Origin of the sequence: Anaerobium acetethylicum (assembly GCF_900096945.1) — a bacterium.
GTDB lineage: Bacteria > Bacillota > Clostridia > Lachnospirales > Lachnospiraceae > Anaerobium > Anaerobium acetethylicum.
Map to the genome: position 1 here is coordinate 26453 of NZ_FMKA01000008.1, position 19697 is coordinate 46149.

The following is a 19697-nucleotide window of genomic DNA, read 5'->3' on the forward strand; positions in this document are numbered from 1 at the left end:
CAAATGTCGATATGTATACTATAATGATAAAAAGATTGATGAACATCGATATAAAAATATAAAGGACGGTACTTATATGAAGGCGATATGGGATTTTTTTCAAAACCAGATTCTCGGAATGAAATGGTTGAATGCATTAATAGGAGAGGGCCTGTCAGCCCTGGGGCTGGATATTACGGCAAGGCTGGGAGGCAGCATCCAGTTTTTTATCTATGACACAATAAAGATTTTAGTGTTGCTGTCGGTTCTGATTTTTATTATTTCTTATATTCAAAGCTTCTTTCCGCCTGAAAGGACTAAAAAGATACTGGGGAGATTTCACGGCGTGAGAGCGAATATACTGAGTGCTCTGCTCGGAACCGTAACACCGTTCTGCAGCTGCTCTTCGATTCCATTATTTATTGGATTCACAAATGCAGGACTGCCGGTTGGCGTAACATTCTCGTTCTTGATATCCTCGCCTCTGGTCGATCTGGGGGCCCTGATTCTTCTGATGAGCATCTTTGGAGCTAAAATTGCAGTAACATATGTAATTGTGGGCCTTGTGCTTGCGGTAATCGGAGGCGGCATTATTGACAAACTGGGAATGGAGGATTACGTTGTGAAATTCATCAATCCGGCTGCCACGGTTGATATCGAAGCCCCTGAACTGTCGAGAAAAGAAAGAATCATTTATGCGAAAGAGCAGGTTCAGTCAACTGTTAAGAAGGTGATCCTGTATGTGCTTGGAGGCGTTGCCATCGGCGCGGCAATCCATAACTGGATTCCGGAAACGATAATTCAGAATGTATTAGGTACAAACAATCCATTTTCTGTTCTGATCGCCACTGTTGTGGGTATCCCCATGTATGCGGATATTTTCGGAACATTGCCGATTGCGGAAGCCCTGTTTGCAAAGGGAGTGGGAGTCGGAACGATCCTTTCCTTTATGATGGGAGTTACGGCGCTTAGCCTGCCGTCCATACTCATGCTGAAGAGAGTTGTGAAAAATAAGCTTTTGGTAATCTTTGTTGGTATTGTAGCAGCTGGAATTATCATAATCGGATATTTCTTTAATGCATTCAGTTTTCTGATTGTATAGCAGCCTATTAAAAAATGTAATGGGCTGTGGTATATTAGTAACAGTATTCAACATATTTCATTCAGGTTTTTAAGAAAAGGAGATAATAGCATGGCATTATTTAATTTTGGAAAGAAAAAAGAAGAAACAGGCAGCTGCTGCTGCAGCGGGGCATGCGATGCCGAATCAATTAAGAATGCAGCGGAAATGAATAAAGAAGGAGAATCTGTGAAGGTTCTGGGTTCGGGCTGCGCAAAATGCAACCAGCTGGAAGCAAATGTGAAAGCTGCATTGGAGCAGCTGGGAATGGATACAACCATTGAGCATGTAACGGATTTTTCACAGATTGCAGCATACGGTGTAATGACTACTCCGGCATTGGTGGTAGACGGCAAGGTAGTATCCTATGGTAAGGTGCTGAAAGTAGAAGAAGCGGTTAAGCTTTTGGAAAAAATCAGATAGATTGTTAGTTTAAAAAAACCTTCATGTTCCATTTGGGACGTGAAGGTTTTTATGTTATAGACGCATATTCCCAGGACTAAAAAACGCTCTGGCGATACACCTCTGTTCATCCTGTCTTAACAGTAAACCTGAAAAGGGATGGCAGGAATATCCGCCTGGTTATACAGATTTACCAGATACCAGTCATTCTGTGCGAAAGACACTTTTAAAGGCCCTTCTGTTGTTTCCGGAAGCTGGAGGACCAGCTGATCTCCTTTTACACCTGCAGTGAAGGGGATTTCCTCATTAATCTGTGTTACATGAAGTGCACTGCATGTATCGCCGTCCAGTTTCAATCCGCCTTCTGCATTGTCAAAAGTTATGGTAAGCAGATTATTTTTACGGACAACATCTGCTGCAACAGGTGCATCGCAAAGGATCTGTTCACCATAGACATGTCCGCGGGCAAGAAGTGCAAGCCGATGACCAACGGTTTTCTTGTCTTTCGGGTGAATATCCATCTGTTCGCCTGCATCTGATATGGAACACAGATATGCATCCGGCACAGTATCAGCAACGGCTTTCTGACAAGCCCGAATGGTCGTAATATCCCTGGGCTCAATACCAAACCAGGTTTGAAATCCGGGTAATTGAACCAGCAGGAAAGGCAGTGTGTTGTCGTTCCATAAAGCCCGCCAGTCTGCTATTAATGCGGTCATCATATCTTTGTACAATGCCTGGCGTCCTGGAACGTCGTCACTTTCACCCTGGTACCACAGAAAACCACGGATGCTGCAGGGTGCGACAGTTTTTAACATGTGCTCGTAGAGGCTTCCCGGAATCAACTGGGGCTGCATCTGCTGAGGCATTCCGAAAGGTTCGATTCCTCGAGCTGCAAAAAAAGCTGCAATTTCTTCATCGTCAGGAGTTCGTGGTGAAACAAATTCACCAAATTCATCCGCGAACGGATCTCCGCGTCCGTTCATGGGATTATCGCGCTGCTCTCTCCAGTATTCGTCCATGTCCGTATGCGATGCAAAGTCTTCATATTCCTGCATCCATGGTTTTCCGGCTCTGGATACAGATGACGGGTTCATCCAGGAGCAGGATGGCGTTCCGCCCCAATTGCATCCGATGATTCCAATGGGAACATCCAGTGTATCAGCGAGTTCCTTCTGAAAATAGTAGCCTACTGCAGAAAAATATTCCAGATTTTCAGCGGTGGCATCCCGCCATATGCCCATTCTGCTATAGTCAAAATCCTGATCCTGCCCGTCATAGCAAATTTCCGGAACATCATAGAAGCGAAGATTTGGACGGGGACAGGAGAGGAGTTCTTCCTTTTTGTGTTTTTCATAGCGCATATGGAATTCCATATTTGACTGTCCGCCGGCAACCCAGACTTCACCCACAGCCACATGTTCCAGCGTAATGGATTCCTGTTCCGTATGCAGAATAATCTGCTCATCTTTGGAAGCTTTTAGTGCAGGAAGGGTTAACTTCCAGTGCCCGCTGGCAGGAATAACAGTCTCCGCAGTTTTATTCTGCACAGAAATATGGAGTGTTTTACCGGGAGTTCCAAATCCCCAGATCAGGAATGGCTTTTCTCGTTGGATGACCATTTCGTTTTGAAAAATAGGTGCTGTCTGTAACATTTTATTCTCCTTTTCGGTTTTTGAATTGAGATTACACGAATGTTAAATGAGTTAACGCTATATTAACACTAATAGAGATGAAATACAAGCAGAATAGTGAGGATTCAAATAACACAAACAGAAAAATGGAATGAAACACGAATTTGCTAATTGTTTTTGAAACTGCTATAATTAAAAAATGCGATAACTGTTAATGTCCACTGTCTGGGGGGATTTTTTATTCATTCTCTGCAACCATAAAGGACATAGGACGGAACAGATACGAAAAATGAAAGAGAAGGATTTTAAGAGATGGATCAAACAGCTTATTTTGAACAGATGCGTCAAAAAAGAAGAGATGAAATCCTGGCAGCTGCTAAAAGCCTGATTTTAAAGGAAGGCCTGGATGCATTTCAGATGCAGCGATTGGCGCGGGAACTCGATATTTCTACGGTTACGCTGTATAAGTATTTTAAAAACAGTGATGACGTTATGAGTGCTGTCCAAAAGCAGATTCTTGACAGTGGTGATTTGTTCATGCAAAGGGCTTCTGTTCAGAAAGATGCCATGGAAAGATTACTGCAGACCATCCGGAACTTTTATATGAATGCATTGGAGCAAAGAAATGCCATAACGCTTCTGTTTCTGTTTCAGGTGCAGTCAAAAGAAGCCGGAGAGGATATGCTTGCAAGCAAAATGTATGAAGTATTGTATGGGATGATTGAGGAAGCGAAGCAGGACGGGAAGATCAATTCTGGTTTAAAGCTGAAAAGCACAGTGGATTTTATTGTCAATGTAAATCTGGCTTTAATTGAACGGATTGCGCTGATGAATGAAGATGTATTTCAGAAGCAGAAAAAAGAATTGAATATGCAGGCAGAACAGCTGATTTTGATGGTCCGTCTGTATCTGACCACGGAAACATAGGCGGCATGGTGTTATATTCCTTAAATGAAAATGTGTAACTATTAAGAATTCCGGAGAATATGCCGAATAATAAAGATAAGCATGAATTTAAACTCATCAGGTAAACAGTTTACCGACATATAAGGACAGGGTAGCAGGATGGACATCATTAAAAATCTGGAAATAAATGTTTTTTCCATGGTGATTTTAGGGATTTTATATGTTAAACTTTATACAAAATCAAAGCAGCTGTTTTCAGACAGGATATTTAAGTATATGCTTCTGAGCGGGCTGTTTCTTATTGCGGCTTCCACGGCGACCTGGATTGTCAACGGCAGGGATGGGAGTATATTCTATCTTCTGAACTGGGCTACGAACATATTGCAGTTAATGTTTACCCCGCTTCCGGCGTTGCTCTGGATTGTTTATGCAGATTATGAGATTTTCAGGAGCAGGGAACAGGCAAAACGCAAAGGCTTCAGATTTGCGGCAATCGTTTTGATTGATGCTGTCCTTGTGCTTACAACGCCGCTGAACGGCCTGATTATGACTGTAGATGCAGATAATATATATTCACGGGGGCCATGGTTTTTGTTTCATGTCATGTTTAATTTTTTCCTTATTTTGTATGTGACAATGCTGATTCTGAAAAACCGCAGCAGAATTGAAACCAGGAATTTTTGGACACTGCTTTTATATCCGGTTCCGACTATCATCGGAGCAATTTTGCATACAAGCTTTTATGGGGTTTCCGTGACCTGGCCTTCTTATGTGATTGCAGTTCTCATTTTATACTGCAATCTTCTGGATGTGGGGATTAAGACGGACTACCTCACAGGGCTGTTTAACCGCAGGGTAATTGACTCCTATGTGGCTGAAAAGATTGCAGCAAGCACAAAGAAAAAAAGTTTCTCGGCAATCGCAATCGATCTGGACGAATTCAAGCAGATTAATGACAGATTCGGTCATGACGAGGGAGATGCGGCTCTTATTTGGGTTGCACAGCTTTTAAAACGCAGCATTGGAACAGAGAGTATGATTGCAAGGTACGGCGGAGACGAATTCTACGTGGTGCTGAATACAGATAACAGAGAAGAATTGACAGCAATCATGGAGAAGATCATTTTTAACCTGAAAGCGCACAATCGGGAAAAGGCAAAGCCTTATGAGATTCATCTGAGCATGGGCGCGGATGTGTACGATGCGGCTTCAGGCTATGATGCAGAAGGATTTATGAAGCACCTGGATGGGCTAATGTACCGGCAGAAGGAAGAACATCACCAGATGGCCCGAATACACGCTGATTTCTGCATTTGACTTGAAAATCATTTCTTGAATTATTAATTTTATCGTGAGATAATTATCGGATGATACAAAGAAGGAGATATGATATGCATATGAAACATGTGACCTTAATGGTCAAAAACCTGGAAAAATCTATAGAATTTTATGAAACCATGACAGGACTTACCATTTCCCGCCGCTTTCACGCAGGACCCGGGGAACTGGCATTTCTAACAAATGGCAACGGGGAAACTGAGATTGAACTTGTCTGCATGCCGCAGGGACAGAAGTTTGAAGGGAAAGGCATGTTCATCTGTTTTGAAACGGACAAGTTGGAAGAAATGCATAAGCTTGCCCGGGACAGAGGACTTAATCCTTCAGAAATCCAGGATCCTGGCGATCAGACCCGCTATTTTTACATGTATGATCCAGACGGAGTATCCGTGCAGCTGCGTTTTTTCCCGGAAGGATATTAATTTATGCTGATGACTCCTGCAGTACTCTTATTGCAGGGGTTGTCAGTCTTTTTTATCTCATAGGGAAGTTCGTCCTATGAGATAAAAAATGCTCCGAGAAGATGTGCAGTCGGGCTTATAGGGAGGACTAAAGATTATGATACGAAAAACTTATGACAATTACAGGGAGATACTGCTTTATACCATAGCTGCAGCGTTTATCGGTATGATTGTCGGTATGATTGATACTGTATTCGGACGTGTATTGCTGCAAATATCTGAAATCAGGGATAATCATGTGATGAAGCTTGTCCCGTTTCTGCCAGTCGCAGGCATCGCCATCATGCTTCTGTACAGAAAATACAGCAAGGAAAGCCTCAAGGGAATGACCCTTGTTTTTGAGGCCGGACATGGCGAACGGGAAAGAATTCCGAAAATGCTGATTCCGTTGGTAATGGTCAGCACATGGATTACCCACCTGTTTGGAGGCAGTGCGGGACGTGAGGGCGTTGCAGTCCAGATCGGTGCTGCAGTTACCCATACCGTGGGGCGGCATATGAAGCTGTACAAAAATCCGAGGACCCTTGTTGTAATAGGGATGGCAGCCGGTTTTGCCGGGCTCTTTCAAACCCCGCTGGCAGCCACTTTTTTTGCAATGGAAGTGCTGGTTGCGGGCTCGCTGCTGTATGAGGCCCTTCTTCCGGCACTGGCCGCTTCCTTTGCTGCAAGTTACACTTCCCACTTTCTAGGCCTTGAAAAGTTCTCGATTGCAGTCACGGATACGTTAGATCCATCGGCTGCATCCGTAGGAAAATTGATCGTTCTTGGAATTGCGTTTGGCATTACCGGTGGCATTTTTGCCCATCTGTTAGGCTCATCTAAAAAGTTCTTCGCAAAGATTTTCAGTGATCCGGTTAAGAGAATATTTGTTATGGGCTGCGGGCTCGCCATAGTTCTGCTCGTGCTACATGTGGGAAGATATTGCGGCCTTGGAACCAATCTGATTCATGCCGGTTTTTCGGGTGAGAAAATATATGCTTATGACTGGATCCTGAAATCCGCATTGACGATTCTGACATTATCAGCCGGCTTCCAGGGTGGAGAGGTGACGCCGCTTTTTTCGATCGGATCCAGTCTGGGAATCGTCCTGGCCCATCTGCTTGGTATGCCGCCTGTGCTGATCGCTTCACTTGGCTATGCGGCCGTATTCGGAAGCGCTACCAATACGCTCCTCGCACCAATACTGATAGGCGCCGAAGTATTTGGTCCGGATAACATCATCAGTTTTGTAGTCGTGTGTTCAATCGCATATGTATTTAATGGGGATAAGACAATCTATGGATCCCAGAAGAAATTCAATTATTTTGAAAGCATTCAGGATAATTAGTTAGAAAGCAGGAATAAACGAAATACAACAAACTATTAAAGTATTAGATAATTTGTGAGAATTTCAATAAATAAAAGTTTCAAATTCTGACATATTGTGATATAATTCATCATATACACATTACTAGAACGTAAACGATTATTTTTACAACAGCGATCAGGAGGTGGATTTATGTCAATGAAAGATAATACAAACTTTACAACAACATCAAATTCAGAACTGGATGAAGTAAAATTAAATCACGTGGAGGATGAAGGAAGTTTGAACGAAGATATTGATGATGTAGACGATGACTATGCTGAAAAATATAATGAATATTAAAATTTGATTTTTGGGTATATAATATGCCCTTTGCATCAGACACTATTGAAAATGGCTCCTATGACTTTAAATCATAGGACCATTTTTTTTTTCGGCAAATGGATGAAAATACCGAACTCAAAAAATGTCTGTGTGTGTTTTTTTACACAGCAGCCGAGTGAAAAAAATTCCACCTTATTGAAAAATAGACACATTCTATTCGCAACAAACCAATGCTACAATAAGACCATCTTAAGAAACATAACCGTAACCAATGAAGAACAGGGAGGAATCACAATGAAAAAGAAATTATTATCTGCTTTGCTGGCGTTCACAATGGTATTATCAATGACAGCCTGCGGAGCCAAGGAATCGTCAACATCTGATCAGGCATCAGAGGACAAAGTTACCATCAAAGTATTTTCTAATCTTCCAGACAGAACAAACGGACAGGGATTCGTTGAGCAGACTTTATTCGACCAGTACATGGATGAAAATCCAGATGTAGTGATCCAGGTAGAAGCGCTTGATGACGAAGCATACAAAACAAAATTCAAAGCCTATGCATCCGGAAGCAATATGCCGGATCTGGTAAACGTATGGGGGCAGCCGTCTTTCTTAAATGAAATCATTGATGCAAATCTGTTGACAGAACTGAATGCGGCTGATTATGCTGATTACGGTTTCATCAACGGATCTTTAGACGGATTCAGTAATGACGGAAAATTATACGGACTTGCAAGAAATACCGACGTTATGGGATTTTATTATAACAAGGCTATATTTGAAAAAAATGGATGGGAAGTACCACAGACATATGACGAATTAATCGCTTTAGCAGGCAAGATCAAAGATGCGGGCTTAATTCCATGCAGCATGGATGGTTCCGACAAATGGCCTCTTTCGATTTACGTTCATGACCTGATGCAGAAGATCGATCCTGACATCAAGACGCAGGTGCAGGATTCCATTGCAAACGGAGATTTTTTAAATCCTGTTTATGCACAGGCAGCTGGACTTTTTGTGGATGCGGCAGACGCTGGTTTATTCCAGAGTGGATTCGAAACCACTGATTATGGAACTGCAAAAAATCTGTTCACGAACTCACAGGCGGCCATGTTCTATATGGGAAGTTGGGAAATGTCTATGGCAACAGATGAAAATGTTCCTGAAGATGTGAGAAATAACATCGGTGTATTTATGATGCCTACAGTAGCAGGCGGTGCAGGAAACGTAACAGACATTGCCGCCTGGAACGGAGGCGGATATGCAGTGACCGCAAATTCCAAAGTGAAAGAGGAAGCAATCAAGTTACTGAATTTCATGTTCAAACCGGAAAACTGGTCAAAGCTCTGCTGGGAAAACGGAATCTGCATGTCAGCACAGAATTATTCTGAATATCTGACAGGAGAAGAAACATCTGCACAGTTAGACTTTACGGATATCGTATCAGGATCAACAAGCGTAACAGGCGTAACATTTAATGATTTGGGAACTTCCGAGTTCAAGACGCTGAGCGAAGATCTGTCACAGGAACTTGCAATCAAATCTGTGTCGGTCGAAGAGTTTATCGGAAAATTAGAAGAAGCTGGAAAATAAAATAATCTTGTGGAATGGCTGCCTTGTGTGGAATTGCTGAGGCAGCCATTTTCAACAGGAATGACAGCTCGAAGCCGAAAAGCATTGCTGTGAAAGGAGAAAGTTGTGAAAAAATTATACAGTAACAAATACATCATACTCAGTCTGATAGCCCCAGGACTATTAACGTTTGTTTTTGCGATTTTAGTACCAATCTGTTTGAGCGTATATTACGGATTTACAGATTTTTCAGGAATAGGTGCAGCAAACTTTATAGGTTTGGAAAATTATACAACTTTATTTAAAGATAGCGGTTTTTGGATGTCCCTTAGGAACTCTCTGTTCCTGGCAGTCGGATTTATCCTGATCCAGCACCCGATAGCGATTGTCGTAGCTGCAATTCTTGACAAACTGCAGGGAAAAGCGGAAGGCTTTTTCAGATGCGTATACTTCATACCGAATGTTATTTCGGTTGCAATTATTGCTTATTTATGGAAATTTATCTACAATCCGAATTTCGGACTTTTTAATAAGATTCTTCAGTCTCTGGGTTTCAAAGGAGACGTCAACTGGCTTGGAAGCGGAAACGCAATCTGGTCGGTGCTGCTTGTACTTATATGGCATGGTTTTGGCTGGGGGATGCTGATTTATTATACAGGCATCAAGAATATCGACCCTGTGCTTTATGAAGCGGCAGCAATCGATGGTGCAACTTCCGCACAGACTTTCATGAAAATCACATTGCCGCTTATGAAAACGGTAATCCAGATGAACGTAACAATGGCAATTATCGCAGCTTTAAAACAGATGGAAACCGTATATCTGCTGACAAATGGCGGACCCGGCAATGAAACGCAGTTCCTGGCAAACTTCCTGTATAAAGAGGCATTTAAATCATATAAATATGGATACGGAAATTCCATCAGCGTTATATTTGTTATTATCTGCCTGGCAGCAACTGTCATTTTAAATAAAATTTTTGCAGAAAAAGATGAAAGGAGGAAAAGAGCATGAATTCCGATATCAGAAAAACAGGTAAATCAGGAAAAATAGTTCTCTTCATATGCCTTCTGGTGATAGCAGGAATTCAGCTGTTTCCTCTCATCTGGCTTGTAGATTTTTCACTGGCGAATCCGAATGAACTTTTTACAAGCGGTATCCTCGTATGGCCGGAAAAAATCCAGTGGGGGAACTATGTAAAAGCATTTGTGGATGGAAATTTCCTTCTGTATTTTAAGAACAGTATTCTGATCAATACGCTGGCAGTGGTATTTGTCCTGCTTATTTCGGTCATGGCATCATTTGCCTGTATCAGAATGGAATGGAAATTGAGCGGAGTGGTCAAGACCCTGCTTTTAATGGGAATGATGATTCCGATTCATGCGACACTGCTTCCGAATTTCGTCATCTATGATAAGCTTGGATTGACGGACACAATCTGGGCGCTTCTGATTCCTTACATCGCATTTTCCCTTCCACAGGGCGTATTCCTCACAAGCAGCTTTATGAGCGCAATCCCGAAGGAACTGGAGGAGGCGGCACTGCTGGATGGATGCGGAATCTATAGGATCGTATTCACCATGATTATGCCCCTGATGAAAGCATCTCTTGTTACAGTCGCGATTATGACTTACCTGAACAACTGGAATGAATTCATGATGGCAAGTACATACCTGAGTACCAAGACATGGAAGACGCTTCCATTTGCAATCCTGGAATTCACCGGCCAGTATTCATCAAATTACGCTGTTCAGTTTGCAGTCATGGCACTGACGGCAGCTCCGGCACTGCTGATCTACATCATCCTGAACAAGTATATTACAAAAGGTGTTGCGGCAGGTGCAGTAAAAGGATAATATAAAGCAAAGGGAAACATAACAAGTGGCTATGAAGGACGTAGTTCTGAATGGTTACCAATATAAATATATATAGCCGCCTGGTAGTTATGAATATAATGCTGAGCGGCTAGGATTATATTTTGTGACTATGAAGGACATAGTCCTGAATAGTTACTCTATTACAAAATGATGCGGGTGATCATATGAAGCGTTTTTTTAACATACACAGATGGAAAATCAAGTATAAGCTGACAGGAGCAATGTATGCGGTCCTGATCCCTGCATTGCTTGGCATTACTGCATACATTTATATGCAGAGTTCAAAGACAGTTACCAATGAACTGAGCAATGCTTATCAGAATCTGACGCGGACAATGGAGGAGAGCATCAACTATATCGCTTCGGATATAGAGGATATCATTACCTATGTTGTAATCAATAACGATTTCCGTTATGTGCTGAGTTCTGATCAAGACTCCGCCCTGGCAAACAACCCGTTGGTATGGTCCAAGGAGACGCCTGCTGATCTGGTAACGGAAATGCTGGCTGTCAAAAACCATATCGGTTTTTTTGGACTCTTTCCGGAGAACGGAGCGAGGCCCTATCTGAGCACAAGAAGAAATGATATCGTGTCCCAGAATACTGAAGAAGTGAAAGGGCTGGAAGTTTTTCTAAAGTCCAAAGAAGCGCAGGGGGATCTGCGGATCATGCGGATGGAAGCTTCAGACAGCACCCTGTTCAAAGGGAATAAGACAGACCGGATCCTGTTTGGAAAGACAGTTTTTTCTTACAGCAAAGAGGAGATACTGGGATATATCTGTGCAGCAATCGATGCCAAGGAAATAGCAGGTGTTTTTGAAAAGGAAAGACAGGAGACAAATGAAAGCGTTTATCTGCTAGACAAGGATGGAACTGTCATCGTACATTCCGGAGAAGCAGAAGAAGAGGATTTCCAGGCAATCAAAACGAGCATCAGCGAATCTGTTTTTAGCGGCGAATACCAGGAAACAAAAGGAAGCTATATTTTTCGCAGCACAAATGAGCACTACCAATATTCCGTGTTCTATATTGTTCCCAAGGAAAACTGGACAAAGCAGCTGAAAAACGTAAACAGGATGCCATTCCTGCTTGCAATCCTCCTGTTCTTTGTGGCATTCCCGATATTCAATTATGTGACAAGATTTATCAATATCCCCCTCCACAATCTGCATAAGTCTATGCTGAAATTGCAGGAAGGCGATTTCAGGCAGAGTGTTTCTGTATATGCCGAAGATGAAATCGGAGATGTGACCCATGTCTATAATAAGATGGTCAGCCACATCAATGAGCTGATTGAAACGAACTATGTCATGGTGCTGCGGGAAAAACAGAGCGAGCTGGATCTGCTGCAGGCTCAGATCAATCCCCATTTTTTATACAATACCCTGGACTCCCTGTATTGGGACGCCATGAATGAAGGACATACGGAGCTGGCAGAGAATATCATGTCGCTGTCTGAACTGTTCCGCCTTGCCCTAAACAGAGGAGAAGGGATCGTTACCGTGGAAGCGGAGTACAGGCTGGTGGAAAGCTATCTCAGGATCCAGAAAATGCGCTTTGAAAAAAGGATGGATTATCGGATCAATCTCATGTCGGAAATGAAGGACTACAAGATTCCAAAACTAATACTGCAGCCCTTTGTTGAAAATGCAATCGTCCACGGCCTTGAAAACAAAAGCGGCCAGGGACTTATAAAAGTCCAGGGATATATGGAAGAAGGCTATATGGTCTTTAAAGTAAGCGATAACGGAATCGGAATGGATGAAGAGCAGCTGCAGAGCTTAATGACGGAAGAGAAGGTCATTTATTCAAATCAGAGGATCAGCAGGTATGCCATCAAAAATGTAAGGGAACGCCTTAAGCTGTACTATAAGGAGGATTTCAAGCTGGATATTACGAGTGCGATCGGGACAGGAACAACGATTATCATTAGGATACCGAAGGAGTAAAATTATGGGAAAACCGATACTGTTGATTGTGGATGATGAAGCAAAAATTCGCAATGGAATATACACCTATATTCATCTCAATGCGGAGTGGCTGGGAAATATCTATACGGCGGAGAATGGCGAAGAAGCGCTTGAAATGATTTATAAATACAGGCCAGATGTCATGCTGCTGGACGTGCAGATGCCGGTCAAGAATGGATTCGAGGTCATGGCTGAAGCCATCGCGGCAAAAGTGTGCCCGAAAACGATCATCCTGAGCGGATATGATGAATTCGAATACGCGCAGAAGGCAATCCGGTTAGGTGCCCTTGACTATATACTGAAGCCATGCAGACCGGATGAGATCATCAAAAAAATCAAGGAAGTGCTGAATATAAAAGAAGAGGAATCCCCAGGTGAAGGGGATGAGGAAGAGACAAATCCGATCATTGAAGCTGCGAAAAGGTACATAACCGAGCACTACAAAGAGGATCTCTCCCTTGCCATGGTTGCAGAGAATGCAAAAGTGACGGCTCCCTATATTTCCACCTTATTTACAAAGTATGAGCATAGTGGATTTATAGAGTATCTGAATCAGTACCGTGTGGAAAGGGCGAAATTGTTTTTAAGGGATTATGGCTTGAAAACCTACGAGGTGGCCTATAAGGTCGGGTTTAAAGATGAAAAATATTTTTCTAAAGTTTTTAAGAAGATAACTGGCATGAGTCCTTCGGAGTTCCGGAAGACGATTTAAGAAAAGAGGATAACAGACTAATTCAGGAACTCAATATTTTTGAGAGCTTCGGACTCGCCGTTCTTATATCCGATATTCCGGCTGATAATGAGCGCTTCATTATAGAAGTGAAGCGCCTGTTCGCAGTCTCCTTTGTCCTTATAGATCTTCCCGAGCATCATCAGAGTGCTTGTTTTGTTTTTCTGGCTCCCCGCATCTTCCTGTATGGAAAGCGCCTTTTTAAAATAGATAAGTGCCTCGTCCGGCATATTTTTCTTAAGATAAATTTTGCCGGCAAGACACAGGGTATCGGCTTCGCCCTGCTTGTAATCGCATTCGGAATAAAGACCGATGCTTCTGTTACAATACCCGAGAGCTATGTCCAGATCATTCTGCTTGAAAAACAGGCTGCCCAGATTGCTCAGCTGGGTGGCCTCTCCTATTTTATAGCTTGTTTCTTTGTAGATGGCGAGGGCGTCTTTATAATATCCTGCAGCTCTGTCAAAATCACCTTTATCGGAAAAAATGTTTCCGATCATACCGAGAGCGTTTGCCTGTCCCTGTTTGTAGTTGATGCGCATGTGAAGTGCGAGGGCAGAATCGCAGAATTCCAGTGATTTGTCCAAATCGCCTTTCAATCGGTGGCTTGAGCCGAGATTCAGCAGCTGGTTTGCCTCCCCCTGTATGCCGCCGATTTCGTGGTTGATTTCAACCGATTTTGTAAAGTAGCTGGTTGCCTCGTCGTAATTTTCCTTTGAGAGATACAGGTAGCCGATGTTTGCCAGGGTGTTCGCTTCGCCCTGACGGTTTCCGTTTTCGCGGTTCATCCGGAGGGTTTCCAACTGATATTTCAATTCTTCGCCCTGCTTCATGTGGAAAAAGCTTTCATAAAGTGCCGGATTCAGTTTCCCCATTTTTTCGATTAGCTGGTCGACTATGGTGCTGTTCTGGATATCCGGGTCGATATCGGACAGAATTTCCATGAGGTTTTCCGGTTTGTTATACCGGGTGTATTTCAGGCAGTTGTAAAGCAGATCCACTCGGCCTAAAATGGCCTCACTGTTGGGATTATCTGATGCAGATCCCAGCCTGTTATAGAGGAACATTGCAAGCTCGTAATGGTTGTTGAATTCCTGACCAGCCTGGCTTACCCTGTTCTTTACGGCCTTCTGAAGCCGTTCAAGGGCGATTTCGCCTGCCAGAATCAGGCCGTTCAGTTCATCCAGTATCTGATATTCTTCATAGGACAACTCACCGCTGAAAGGCTTGTATACCAGGTCATGTTCGACTTCGGCCCAGGCATGCATCAGGGCGGAGGCAATCTGGATTTCGATGATCGTATTGGAATATTTCATCAGATCTCCCGACAGGTCGCTTTCTTTCAGATAAACTCTGTAATGAGTGGCCCAATAGCCGGAAAAGCGTTTTTTGTATTCCTTTCCCTGATCTTCTTTGTATTTCGAAAATTCAGGAAATACCTTGCATTCGATTATCTGGAAAGTAGATTCGATGAGATTCTGGACTTTCTTAAGGTCGCCAGGGAAATAAAGCGCTATCCTGACGCCGGCCAGATCAATAATATCCTCAGTGATATCCTCGAGGGAGCAGTAGTTCTTTTTTTTGCTTCTTTTTTCGAGTTTATCCCTGAGCCGTTCCACTTTTTTTGCACGGCTTGTTACAATTCCGCGGATACCCATCTGCTCCATATTGGTTTCACATATCTGGGCACATATCTTGGCGCTTTCCCTGTAGAAATCCGCCTTCTTTGTATAGTAATCTAAAAATTTTTCAATGATTGACATTGGTAATCATCCCTTTCTGCAGTGCGTTTTCATATCGTAGGACGTTTATATGATATAAAAAAAGGTGCCTGAACATGTATATATACATTTCAGACACCTTTGTCATTATAAAGGTTATTTCAATCTTATTTCTACTGTATGAAATAATAGCATTTCTTTTTCAATGTGTCAATCTCTAACCCTGTCAGGACGATTCGGGACTTTATTATGGGTTACTGTTCACTCTGTGACCAGTAACACGCTGCGCGATGCACAGAAATGGTTGAAATACACCATTTCGCGCTGCAATCCCCGGGTTTTATGTGACTTTCGCTTCGCTACACTCACAAAAACACCTTGCGCCGGATGAAATGTGAACAGTAACTATTATGGTTAAAGAATAAACAGAAAATTTCCAGGATTGTTACCTGCGGATATATGCATGGTATTCGTCCAGTATTTCCATGGCTGTTTCGCGCCCGGCATAATTGAACGAATATTCCCCTGAATCCCGACGTTCAGCAGATTGTGGATGTTTCACGGAGCCTGTAGCATCTCCGTTTCTGAAGGTGATTCCGGTGACCGGCATGATCCCCAGCAGGGAATTGGTGACGAATACCTCGTCATAAGCCGCCAGTTCTGCGGAATATATGCAGGTCTCCTGGACCGGATACCGTTCCAGGATATATTTCCTGATGGTGCCGTTCAGAAGCCCGCAGGAGAGGGCCGGGGTATAGAGCCGGTTCCCCTTTTGCAAAAAGATGTTTGTGGAAGAGCCTTCAGCAAGGGCGCCCCTTGTGTTGAAAAAGAGCGCTTCCTCATAGCCCAGGGAAGCGGCCTTGCGTTTTTCCAGGATGTTTTCCGCATAATTCAGGGACTTTATATAGGTCAGAGGGGAAGTCTCATTTCGCAGGGTTTCGCTTACAACTAAGGAAAAGCCCTTTGTGTAATCGGAATCGTTATAGGGGTTTTCTCTTACGGCAATAATCGTGTTTTCCCTGGATACGGAAATTTTAAGGGCTCCCTGACTGACGGGATTTTTGGACAGATAGCCGGATATGGTGCTCCTGTTCACGGTTTTGTCGATACCAAGCATTTTTAGGGCTCCGTTCAGCCTTTCAAGGTGGGAATCCAGCAGGACGGGGACACCGCATGATACGCAGATTGTTTCAAAGGCGCCAAGCCCGAAAGAAAAGCCGTCGTCTAATTTTATGTTCATAGTTGTTCCTCTCGTATGATATTGTCTCATGGGAAAGTTTATTTTATAAAAAATGTTTTCAAAATGTCAAAGGGCGGATTACCGATCCGGCTTTCAGCAGCGTCTCTTCGTGTTCGAAATCAGGATCGGATTCGCAGGTTACCCCGCCCCCGGCTCCCAGATGATAGTGGCCATTTTTGCATATGGCGGTACGGATGATAATGTTGAGCTCACAGTCTCCGCTCAGGGAGATGTAGCCCATGCTGCCTGTGTAGATTCCGCGGCCGGTGCGTTCAAGCTCGTCTATGATTTCTATAGCTCTTATTTTGGGTGCTCCGGTTATGGAGCCGCCAGGAAATGCCGCGCGGATAAGGTCCATTACCGTTATTCCGGGTTTCAGGCGGCCGCTGATTTCGGCGGTCAGATGGAAGACGGAGGAGTGCTCTTCTACCCTGAAAAGGTCGTTAACCCTGACCGTGTTATCCAGACATATGCGGTTCAGATCATTCCTTTCAAGATCGACTATCATTAGGAGTTCGCTTCTGTCTTTTTCGGAATTTTCCAGTTCAAGGCGCAGGGCAAGGTCTTCGGCAGGAGTCGCTCCCCTTTTCCTTGTGCCCTTTATGGGGCGGGTGGTTACAGTGCCGTTCCTGAGACTTAAGAAGCTTTCAGGAGAGGCACTGACTATCTGGAAGTCTCCATAATTCATATAGCCGCCGAAAGGGGACGGTGTCTGCCTGCGGAGGCGGCGGAAAAAATCATAGGGATGAAGGCTGCTTTTAATCAGGAACCGCTGGGTCAGGTTGGCTATGTAGACATCGCCTTCGATGATGTAGTCGATCAGTTTCTGGACGGTGTCTGCGTATTCGGTCTTTTCGAAGTCCGGAACAATCCCGCCGCAGGGATCGACCGATTCTGTGGCAGGATTTTCCACGTCTATCCCCCATGCAAGCTTCCTTTCGATCCCGGTAATGGAGCATTCAGCAGGCTCCAGCATTCCATTCCCGGTTATGTAAATCTTCCTTTCTGTGAGGTCCTCTATTATGAAATTGTCATAGAAATTCCATATGCAGTCCGGGACATCAGGATCTTTGCCATGGCGGCTCCTGAAATTTTCAAGGCCGATGCCATAGTCGTAGGAAAAATAGCCGATCGCCCCTGCAACAAGAGGGAGGCTTGTAGGGTTTTCCTGGCGTCCTTCATGAAGCAGCCGGGTGAGGCAGCAGGAGAAATTCTCCTGGCTTGGGGTGCCGTTTATGGAAAGCTGCCCGTCCTTCTGGACAAGGCACAGGTAGGGATTCAGGCCGATTATCGAATACCTTTCCGAAGGAGAACCGGAAGAAGAGTCAAGGAACACGGCGCCGTCCTCAGCATGGAACAGGTTGAAGATCAGGCTTGCAGGCATATAGTCAGGCAGCATTCTGACCAGGGTGTTGTCAGTCATTGCGGCACCTCCATTCCCGGCTCAGCCTAATAAAGTTTTCCAGTATTTCATGGCCGTACTGGGTAAGAAGCGCTTCCGGGTGGAACTGCACCCCGAAGACGGGCAGTACCCTGTGGGATATGGCCATGACGGCGCCATCCTCGGCGTATGCATCAACGACCATCTGCTCGGAAAGGCTGTCCCTTCGGACTACAAGAGAGTGGTACCTGGTTACGTGATATTCAGAAGGCAGCCCGTGGAACAGGCGCATTCCTGAGTTGTATATCCTGCTGACCTTTCCGTGCATGGGACGGAAGCCTTTTTCAATAAGGGCTCCGGATACATGTCCGATTACCTGGTGTCCGAGACAGACTCCCAGGATGGGAATGATTCCGAAAAACTCCCTGACTATAGTTCCGGACAGACCCGAATCAGTGGGGCTTTTCGGCCCGGGGGAGATGATGATGCCCTCAAGGTCAGACATGCTCCGGATGTCGTCGAGAGTCAGGCAGTCGTTCCGGAATATTCGGATGTCCTGGCCGAGTTCCTTGAAACAGACAGCCAGGTTATGGACGAACGAGTCATAATTGTCAATCATCAGGTACATTGGGTTTCTCCTATTCTGCATGTGCATAACATGAAAGGGTTTCATACACAGAAGACATGCCCTTTTGTATAAAAAATGCCGGAAAAACAAACCTGGAACATTCTATTGTTCCAGATCTGCTTTTCCGGCAGTCTTCTTTCTATTGAAAGGCACACCCTGTTATGCTTATTGCTGTTATGGTTGATTTGAAATCATCGGAAATGAACTTCTATCCCGATGATTTGATATGTTATCACAGGAACCATCAGAACGCAACCAAATCCCAGAATAATTTGATTTTTCCCCAGATAGTAATTATAATGATACCAAGGGTCAAAAGGTCATATTTTTCATGCTTGCATGAAAAAATATGACTTTGGGACCCGCAAAACATGAGAAAGGAGCCCGACAGGGCGGATTTCGAATGTTTTAGGATTGCGGGAGCACGAAGTGCGAAGCGATCCGTAGGTATCATGGTAAGATAGCAGAAGTCAAAAGGTCATATTTTTCATGCTTGCATGAAAAAATATGACTTTGGGACCCGCAAAACATGAGAAAGGAGCCCGACAGGGCGGATTTCGAATGTTTTAGGATTGCGGGAGCACGAAGTGCGTAGCAATCCGTAGGTATCATGGAAAAATAGCAAAAGTCAAAAGGTCATATTTTTCATGCTTGCATGAAAAAATATGACTTTGGGTATTTGGGTCAAAAGGAAAGGGGGGGGGCGGCAATGCTGGAAAAAGCTTATGAATTCACAATCGGCAAGGAGAAGATTATAGAGAAGATCGTTGAAGATGAGAAAGTCATGATCAATCATGTGGTGCTCGAAGGACATACGGGGCTTCCGGAACATTATTCTAATTCGAACGTTTATCTGATCATCGTGAAAGGGACCATGGGACTGAGGCTTGGAGATGAAGAAGAGAATGAATATACAAAGGGAAGCATTATCAGTATTCCTTATAAAGTGAAAATGAATCTCAATAACGTGGCAGACGGTGTACTTGAGTTCTTTATTGTCAAGGCGCCGCATCCGGACTATTTTGAATAGTTTAGAATTGAGCAGTTATTGGTCACAGCGTGAAAAGTAATATACAGCATCACTAAACCGTAACTATTCAGGACT

The 19697-nt window shown here is 43.8% G+C and carries 18 protein-coding genes; 13 read left to right on the forward strand and 5 right to left on the reverse strand.

Annotated elements, in window-relative coordinates; all coding sequences use genetic code 11:
* Positions 1-76: 76 nt before the first annotated feature.
* Both BJR36_RS08475 and BJR36_RS08480 read left to right on the forward strand, forming a co-directional pair.
* The gene (locus tag BJR36_RS08475; protein ID WP_242875505.1) at positions 77-1081 is read left to right on the forward strand and encodes a permease; all 1005 of its coding nucleotides are present in this window, start codon (positions 77-79) and stop codon (positions 1079-1081) included.
* Between the two features lie 90 nt (positions 1082-1171).
* Complete coding sequence (locus tag BJR36_RS08480; RefSeq protein ID WP_091232747.1) at positions 1172-1522, forward strand: thioredoxin family protein; 351 nt, start codon at positions 1172-1174, stop codon at positions 1520-1522.
* A gap of 116 nt (positions 1523-1638) precedes the next feature.
* Here BJR36_RS08480 and BJR36_RS08485 read toward each other — a convergent pair whose 3' ends face one another.
* On the reverse strand, positions 1639-3156 hold the full coding sequence (locus tag BJR36_RS08485; RefSeq protein ID WP_091232749.1) for a sialate O-acetylesterase: 1518 nt from the start codon (positions 3154-3156) through the stop codon (positions 1639-1641).
* A gap of 291 nt (positions 3157-3447) precedes the next feature.
* Between BJR36_RS08485 and BJR36_RS08490 the strand changes: the two genes are divergently transcribed.
* From BJR36_RS08490 to BJR36_RS08530, 10 genes are all read left to right on the forward strand, one after another.
* Entirely contained in the window at positions 3448-4062 is a 615-nt protein-coding gene (locus BJR36_RS08490; protein WP_091232752.1) for a TetR/AcrR family transcriptional regulator, read from the forward strand.
* Positions 4063-4200: 138 nt separating this feature from the next.
* Entirely contained in the window at positions 4201-5358 is a 1158-nt protein-coding gene (locus BJR36_RS08495) for a GGDEF domain-containing protein (protein ID WP_091232755.1), read from the forward strand.
* 74 nt (positions 5359-5432) lie between these two features.
* Positions 5433-5801 (forward strand): VOC family protein, encoded by a 369-nt coding sequence (locus tag BJR36_RS08500; protein WP_091232758.1) that lies wholly within the window; start codon positions 5433-5435, stop codon positions 5799-5801.
* A 136-nt stretch (positions 5802-5937) separates the two neighbouring features.
* On the forward strand, positions 5938-7167 hold the full coding sequence (locus tag BJR36_RS08505; protein WP_091232760.1) for a chloride channel protein: 1230 nt from the start codon (positions 5938-5940) through the stop codon (positions 7165-7167).
* Between the two features lie 171 nt (positions 7168-7338).
* Positions 7339-7488: a hypothetical protein gene (locus tag BJR36_RS20260; RefSeq protein ID WP_169823637.1), complete on the forward strand. Its 150-nt coding sequence runs from the start codon at positions 7339-7341 to the stop codon at positions 7486-7488.
* 276 nt (positions 7489-7764) lie between these two features.
* Positions 7765-9066, forward strand: coding sequence for an ABC transporter substrate-binding protein (locus BJR36_RS08510; protein WP_091232763.1), 1302 nt, complete (start codon positions 7765-7767; stop codon positions 9064-9066).
* A 105-nt stretch (positions 9067-9171) separates the two neighbouring features.
* A complete protein-coding gene (locus BJR36_RS08515; protein ID WP_091232765.1) occupies positions 9172-10059 on the forward strand; it encodes a carbohydrate ABC transporter permease in 888 nt (295 codons plus the stop codon).
* Positions 10056-10901: a carbohydrate ABC transporter permease gene (locus tag BJR36_RS08520; RefSeq protein WP_091232767.1), complete on the forward strand. Its 846-nt coding sequence runs from the start codon at positions 10056-10058 to the stop codon at positions 10899-10901. The genes BJR36_RS08515 and BJR36_RS08520 overlap by 4 nt, the downstream gene beginning before the upstream one ends.
* Positions 10902-11086: 185 nt before the next feature.
* Positions 11087-12871: a cache domain-containing sensor histidine kinase gene (locus tag BJR36_RS08525; RefSeq protein WP_091232770.1), complete on the forward strand. Its 1785-nt coding sequence runs from the start codon at positions 11087-11089 to the stop codon at positions 12869-12871.
* A 4-nt stretch (positions 12872-12875) separates the two neighbouring features.
* Positions 12876-13604, forward strand: coding sequence for a response regulator transcription factor (locus tag BJR36_RS08530; RefSeq protein ID WP_091232772.1), 729 nt, complete (start codon positions 12876-12878; stop codon positions 13602-13604).
* Positions 13605-13621: 17 nt separating this feature from the next.
* Here BJR36_RS08530 and BJR36_RS08535 read toward each other — a convergent pair whose 3' ends face one another.
* From BJR36_RS08535 to BJR36_RS08550, 4 genes are all read right to left on the reverse strand, one after another.
* Entirely contained in the window at positions 13622-15385 is a 1764-nt protein-coding gene (locus BJR36_RS08535; RefSeq protein WP_091232775.1) for a tetratricopeptide repeat protein, read from the reverse strand.
* A gap of 403 nt (positions 15386-15788) precedes the next feature.
* Positions 15789-16583 carry an aminotransferase class IV gene (locus BJR36_RS08540; RefSeq protein ID WP_169823638.1) on the reverse strand — a complete coding sequence of 265 codons (795 nt, stop codon included), beginning with the start codon at positions 16581-16583 and terminating at the stop codon, positions 15789-15791.
* Between the two features lie 58 nt (positions 16584-16641).
* Positions 16642-18006: an aminodeoxychorismate synthase component I gene (gene pabB / locus BJR36_RS08545; RefSeq protein ID WP_091232782.1), complete on the reverse strand. Its 1365-nt coding sequence runs from the start codon at positions 18004-18006 to the stop codon at positions 16642-16644.
* Positions 17999-18592 (reverse strand): anthranilate synthase component II, encoded by a 594-nt coding sequence (locus BJR36_RS08550; RefSeq protein WP_091232785.1) that lies wholly within the window; start codon positions 18590-18592, stop codon positions 17999-18001. The genes pabB and BJR36_RS08550 overlap by 8 nt, the downstream gene beginning before the upstream one ends.
* 709 nt (positions 18593-19301) lie before the next feature.
* Here BJR36_RS08550 and BJR36_RS08555 point away from each other — a divergent pair.
* Entirely contained in the window at positions 19302-19622 is a 321-nt protein-coding gene (locus BJR36_RS08555; protein ID WP_091232788.1) for a cupin domain-containing protein, read from the forward strand.
* The last annotated feature ends 75 nt before the right edge of the window (positions 19623-19697 follow it).

Coding starts and splice junctions, on each gene's coding strand:
- BJR36_RS08500 (WP_091232758.1), top strand. CDS start 5,433: ATGCATATGAAACATGTGACCTTAATGGTCAAAAACCTGGAAAAATCT.
- BJR36_RS08475 (WP_242875505.1), top strand. CDS start 77: ATGAAGGCGATATGGGATTTTTTTCAAAACCAGATTCTCGGAATGAAA.
- pabB (WP_091232782.1), bottom strand. CDS start 18,006: ATGACTGACAACACCCTGGTCAGAATGCTGCCTGACTATATGCCTGCA.
- BJR36_RS08485 (WP_091232749.1), bottom strand. CDS start 3,156: ATGTTACAGACAGCACCTATTTTTCAAAACGAAATGGTCATCCAACGA.
- BJR36_RS08480 (WP_091232747.1), top strand. CDS start 1,172: ATGGCATTATTTAATTTTGGAAAGAAAAAAGAAGAAACAGGCAGCTGC.
- BJR36_RS08490 (WP_091232752.1), top strand. CDS start 3,448: ATGGATCAAACAGCTTATTTTGAACAGATGCGTCAAAAAAGAAGAGAT.
- BJR36_RS08525 (WP_091232770.1), top strand. CDS start 11,087: ATGAAGCGTTTTTTTAACATACACAGATGGAAAATCAAGTATAAGCTG.
- BJR36_RS08550 (WP_091232785.1), bottom strand. CDS start 18,592: ATGTACCTGATGATTGACAATTATGACTCGTTCGTCCATAACCTGGCT.
- BJR36_RS08540 (WP_169823638.1), bottom strand. CDS start 16,583: ATGAACATAAAATTAGACGACGGCTTTTCTTTCGGGCTTGGCGCCTTT.
- BJR36_RS08520 (WP_091232767.1), top strand. CDS start 10,056: ATGAATTCCGATATCAGAAAAACAGGTAAATCAGGAAAAATAGTTCTC.
- BJR36_RS08505 (WP_091232760.1), top strand. CDS start 5,938: ATGATACGAAAAACTTATGACAATTACAGGGAGATACTGCTTTATACC.
- BJR36_RS20260 (WP_169823637.1), top strand. CDS start 7,339: ATGTCAATGAAAGATAATACAAACTTTACAACAACATCAAATTCAGAA.
- BJR36_RS08535 (WP_091232775.1), bottom strand. CDS start 15,385: ATGTCAATCATTGAAAAATTTTTAGATTACTATACAAAGAAGGCGGAT.
- BJR36_RS08555 (WP_091232788.1), top strand. CDS start 19,302: ATGCTGGAAAAAGCTTATGAATTCACAATCGGCAAGGAGAAGATTATA.
- BJR36_RS08495 (WP_091232755.1), top strand. CDS start 4,201: ATGGACATCATTAAAAATCTGGAAATAAATGTTTTTTCCATGGTGATT.
- BJR36_RS08510 (WP_091232763.1), top strand. CDS start 7,765: ATGAAAAAGAAATTATTATCTGCTTTGCTGGCGTTCACAATGGTATTA.
- BJR36_RS08530 (WP_091232772.1), top strand. CDS start 12,876: ATGGGAAAACCGATACTGTTGATTGTGGATGATGAAGCAAAAATTCGC.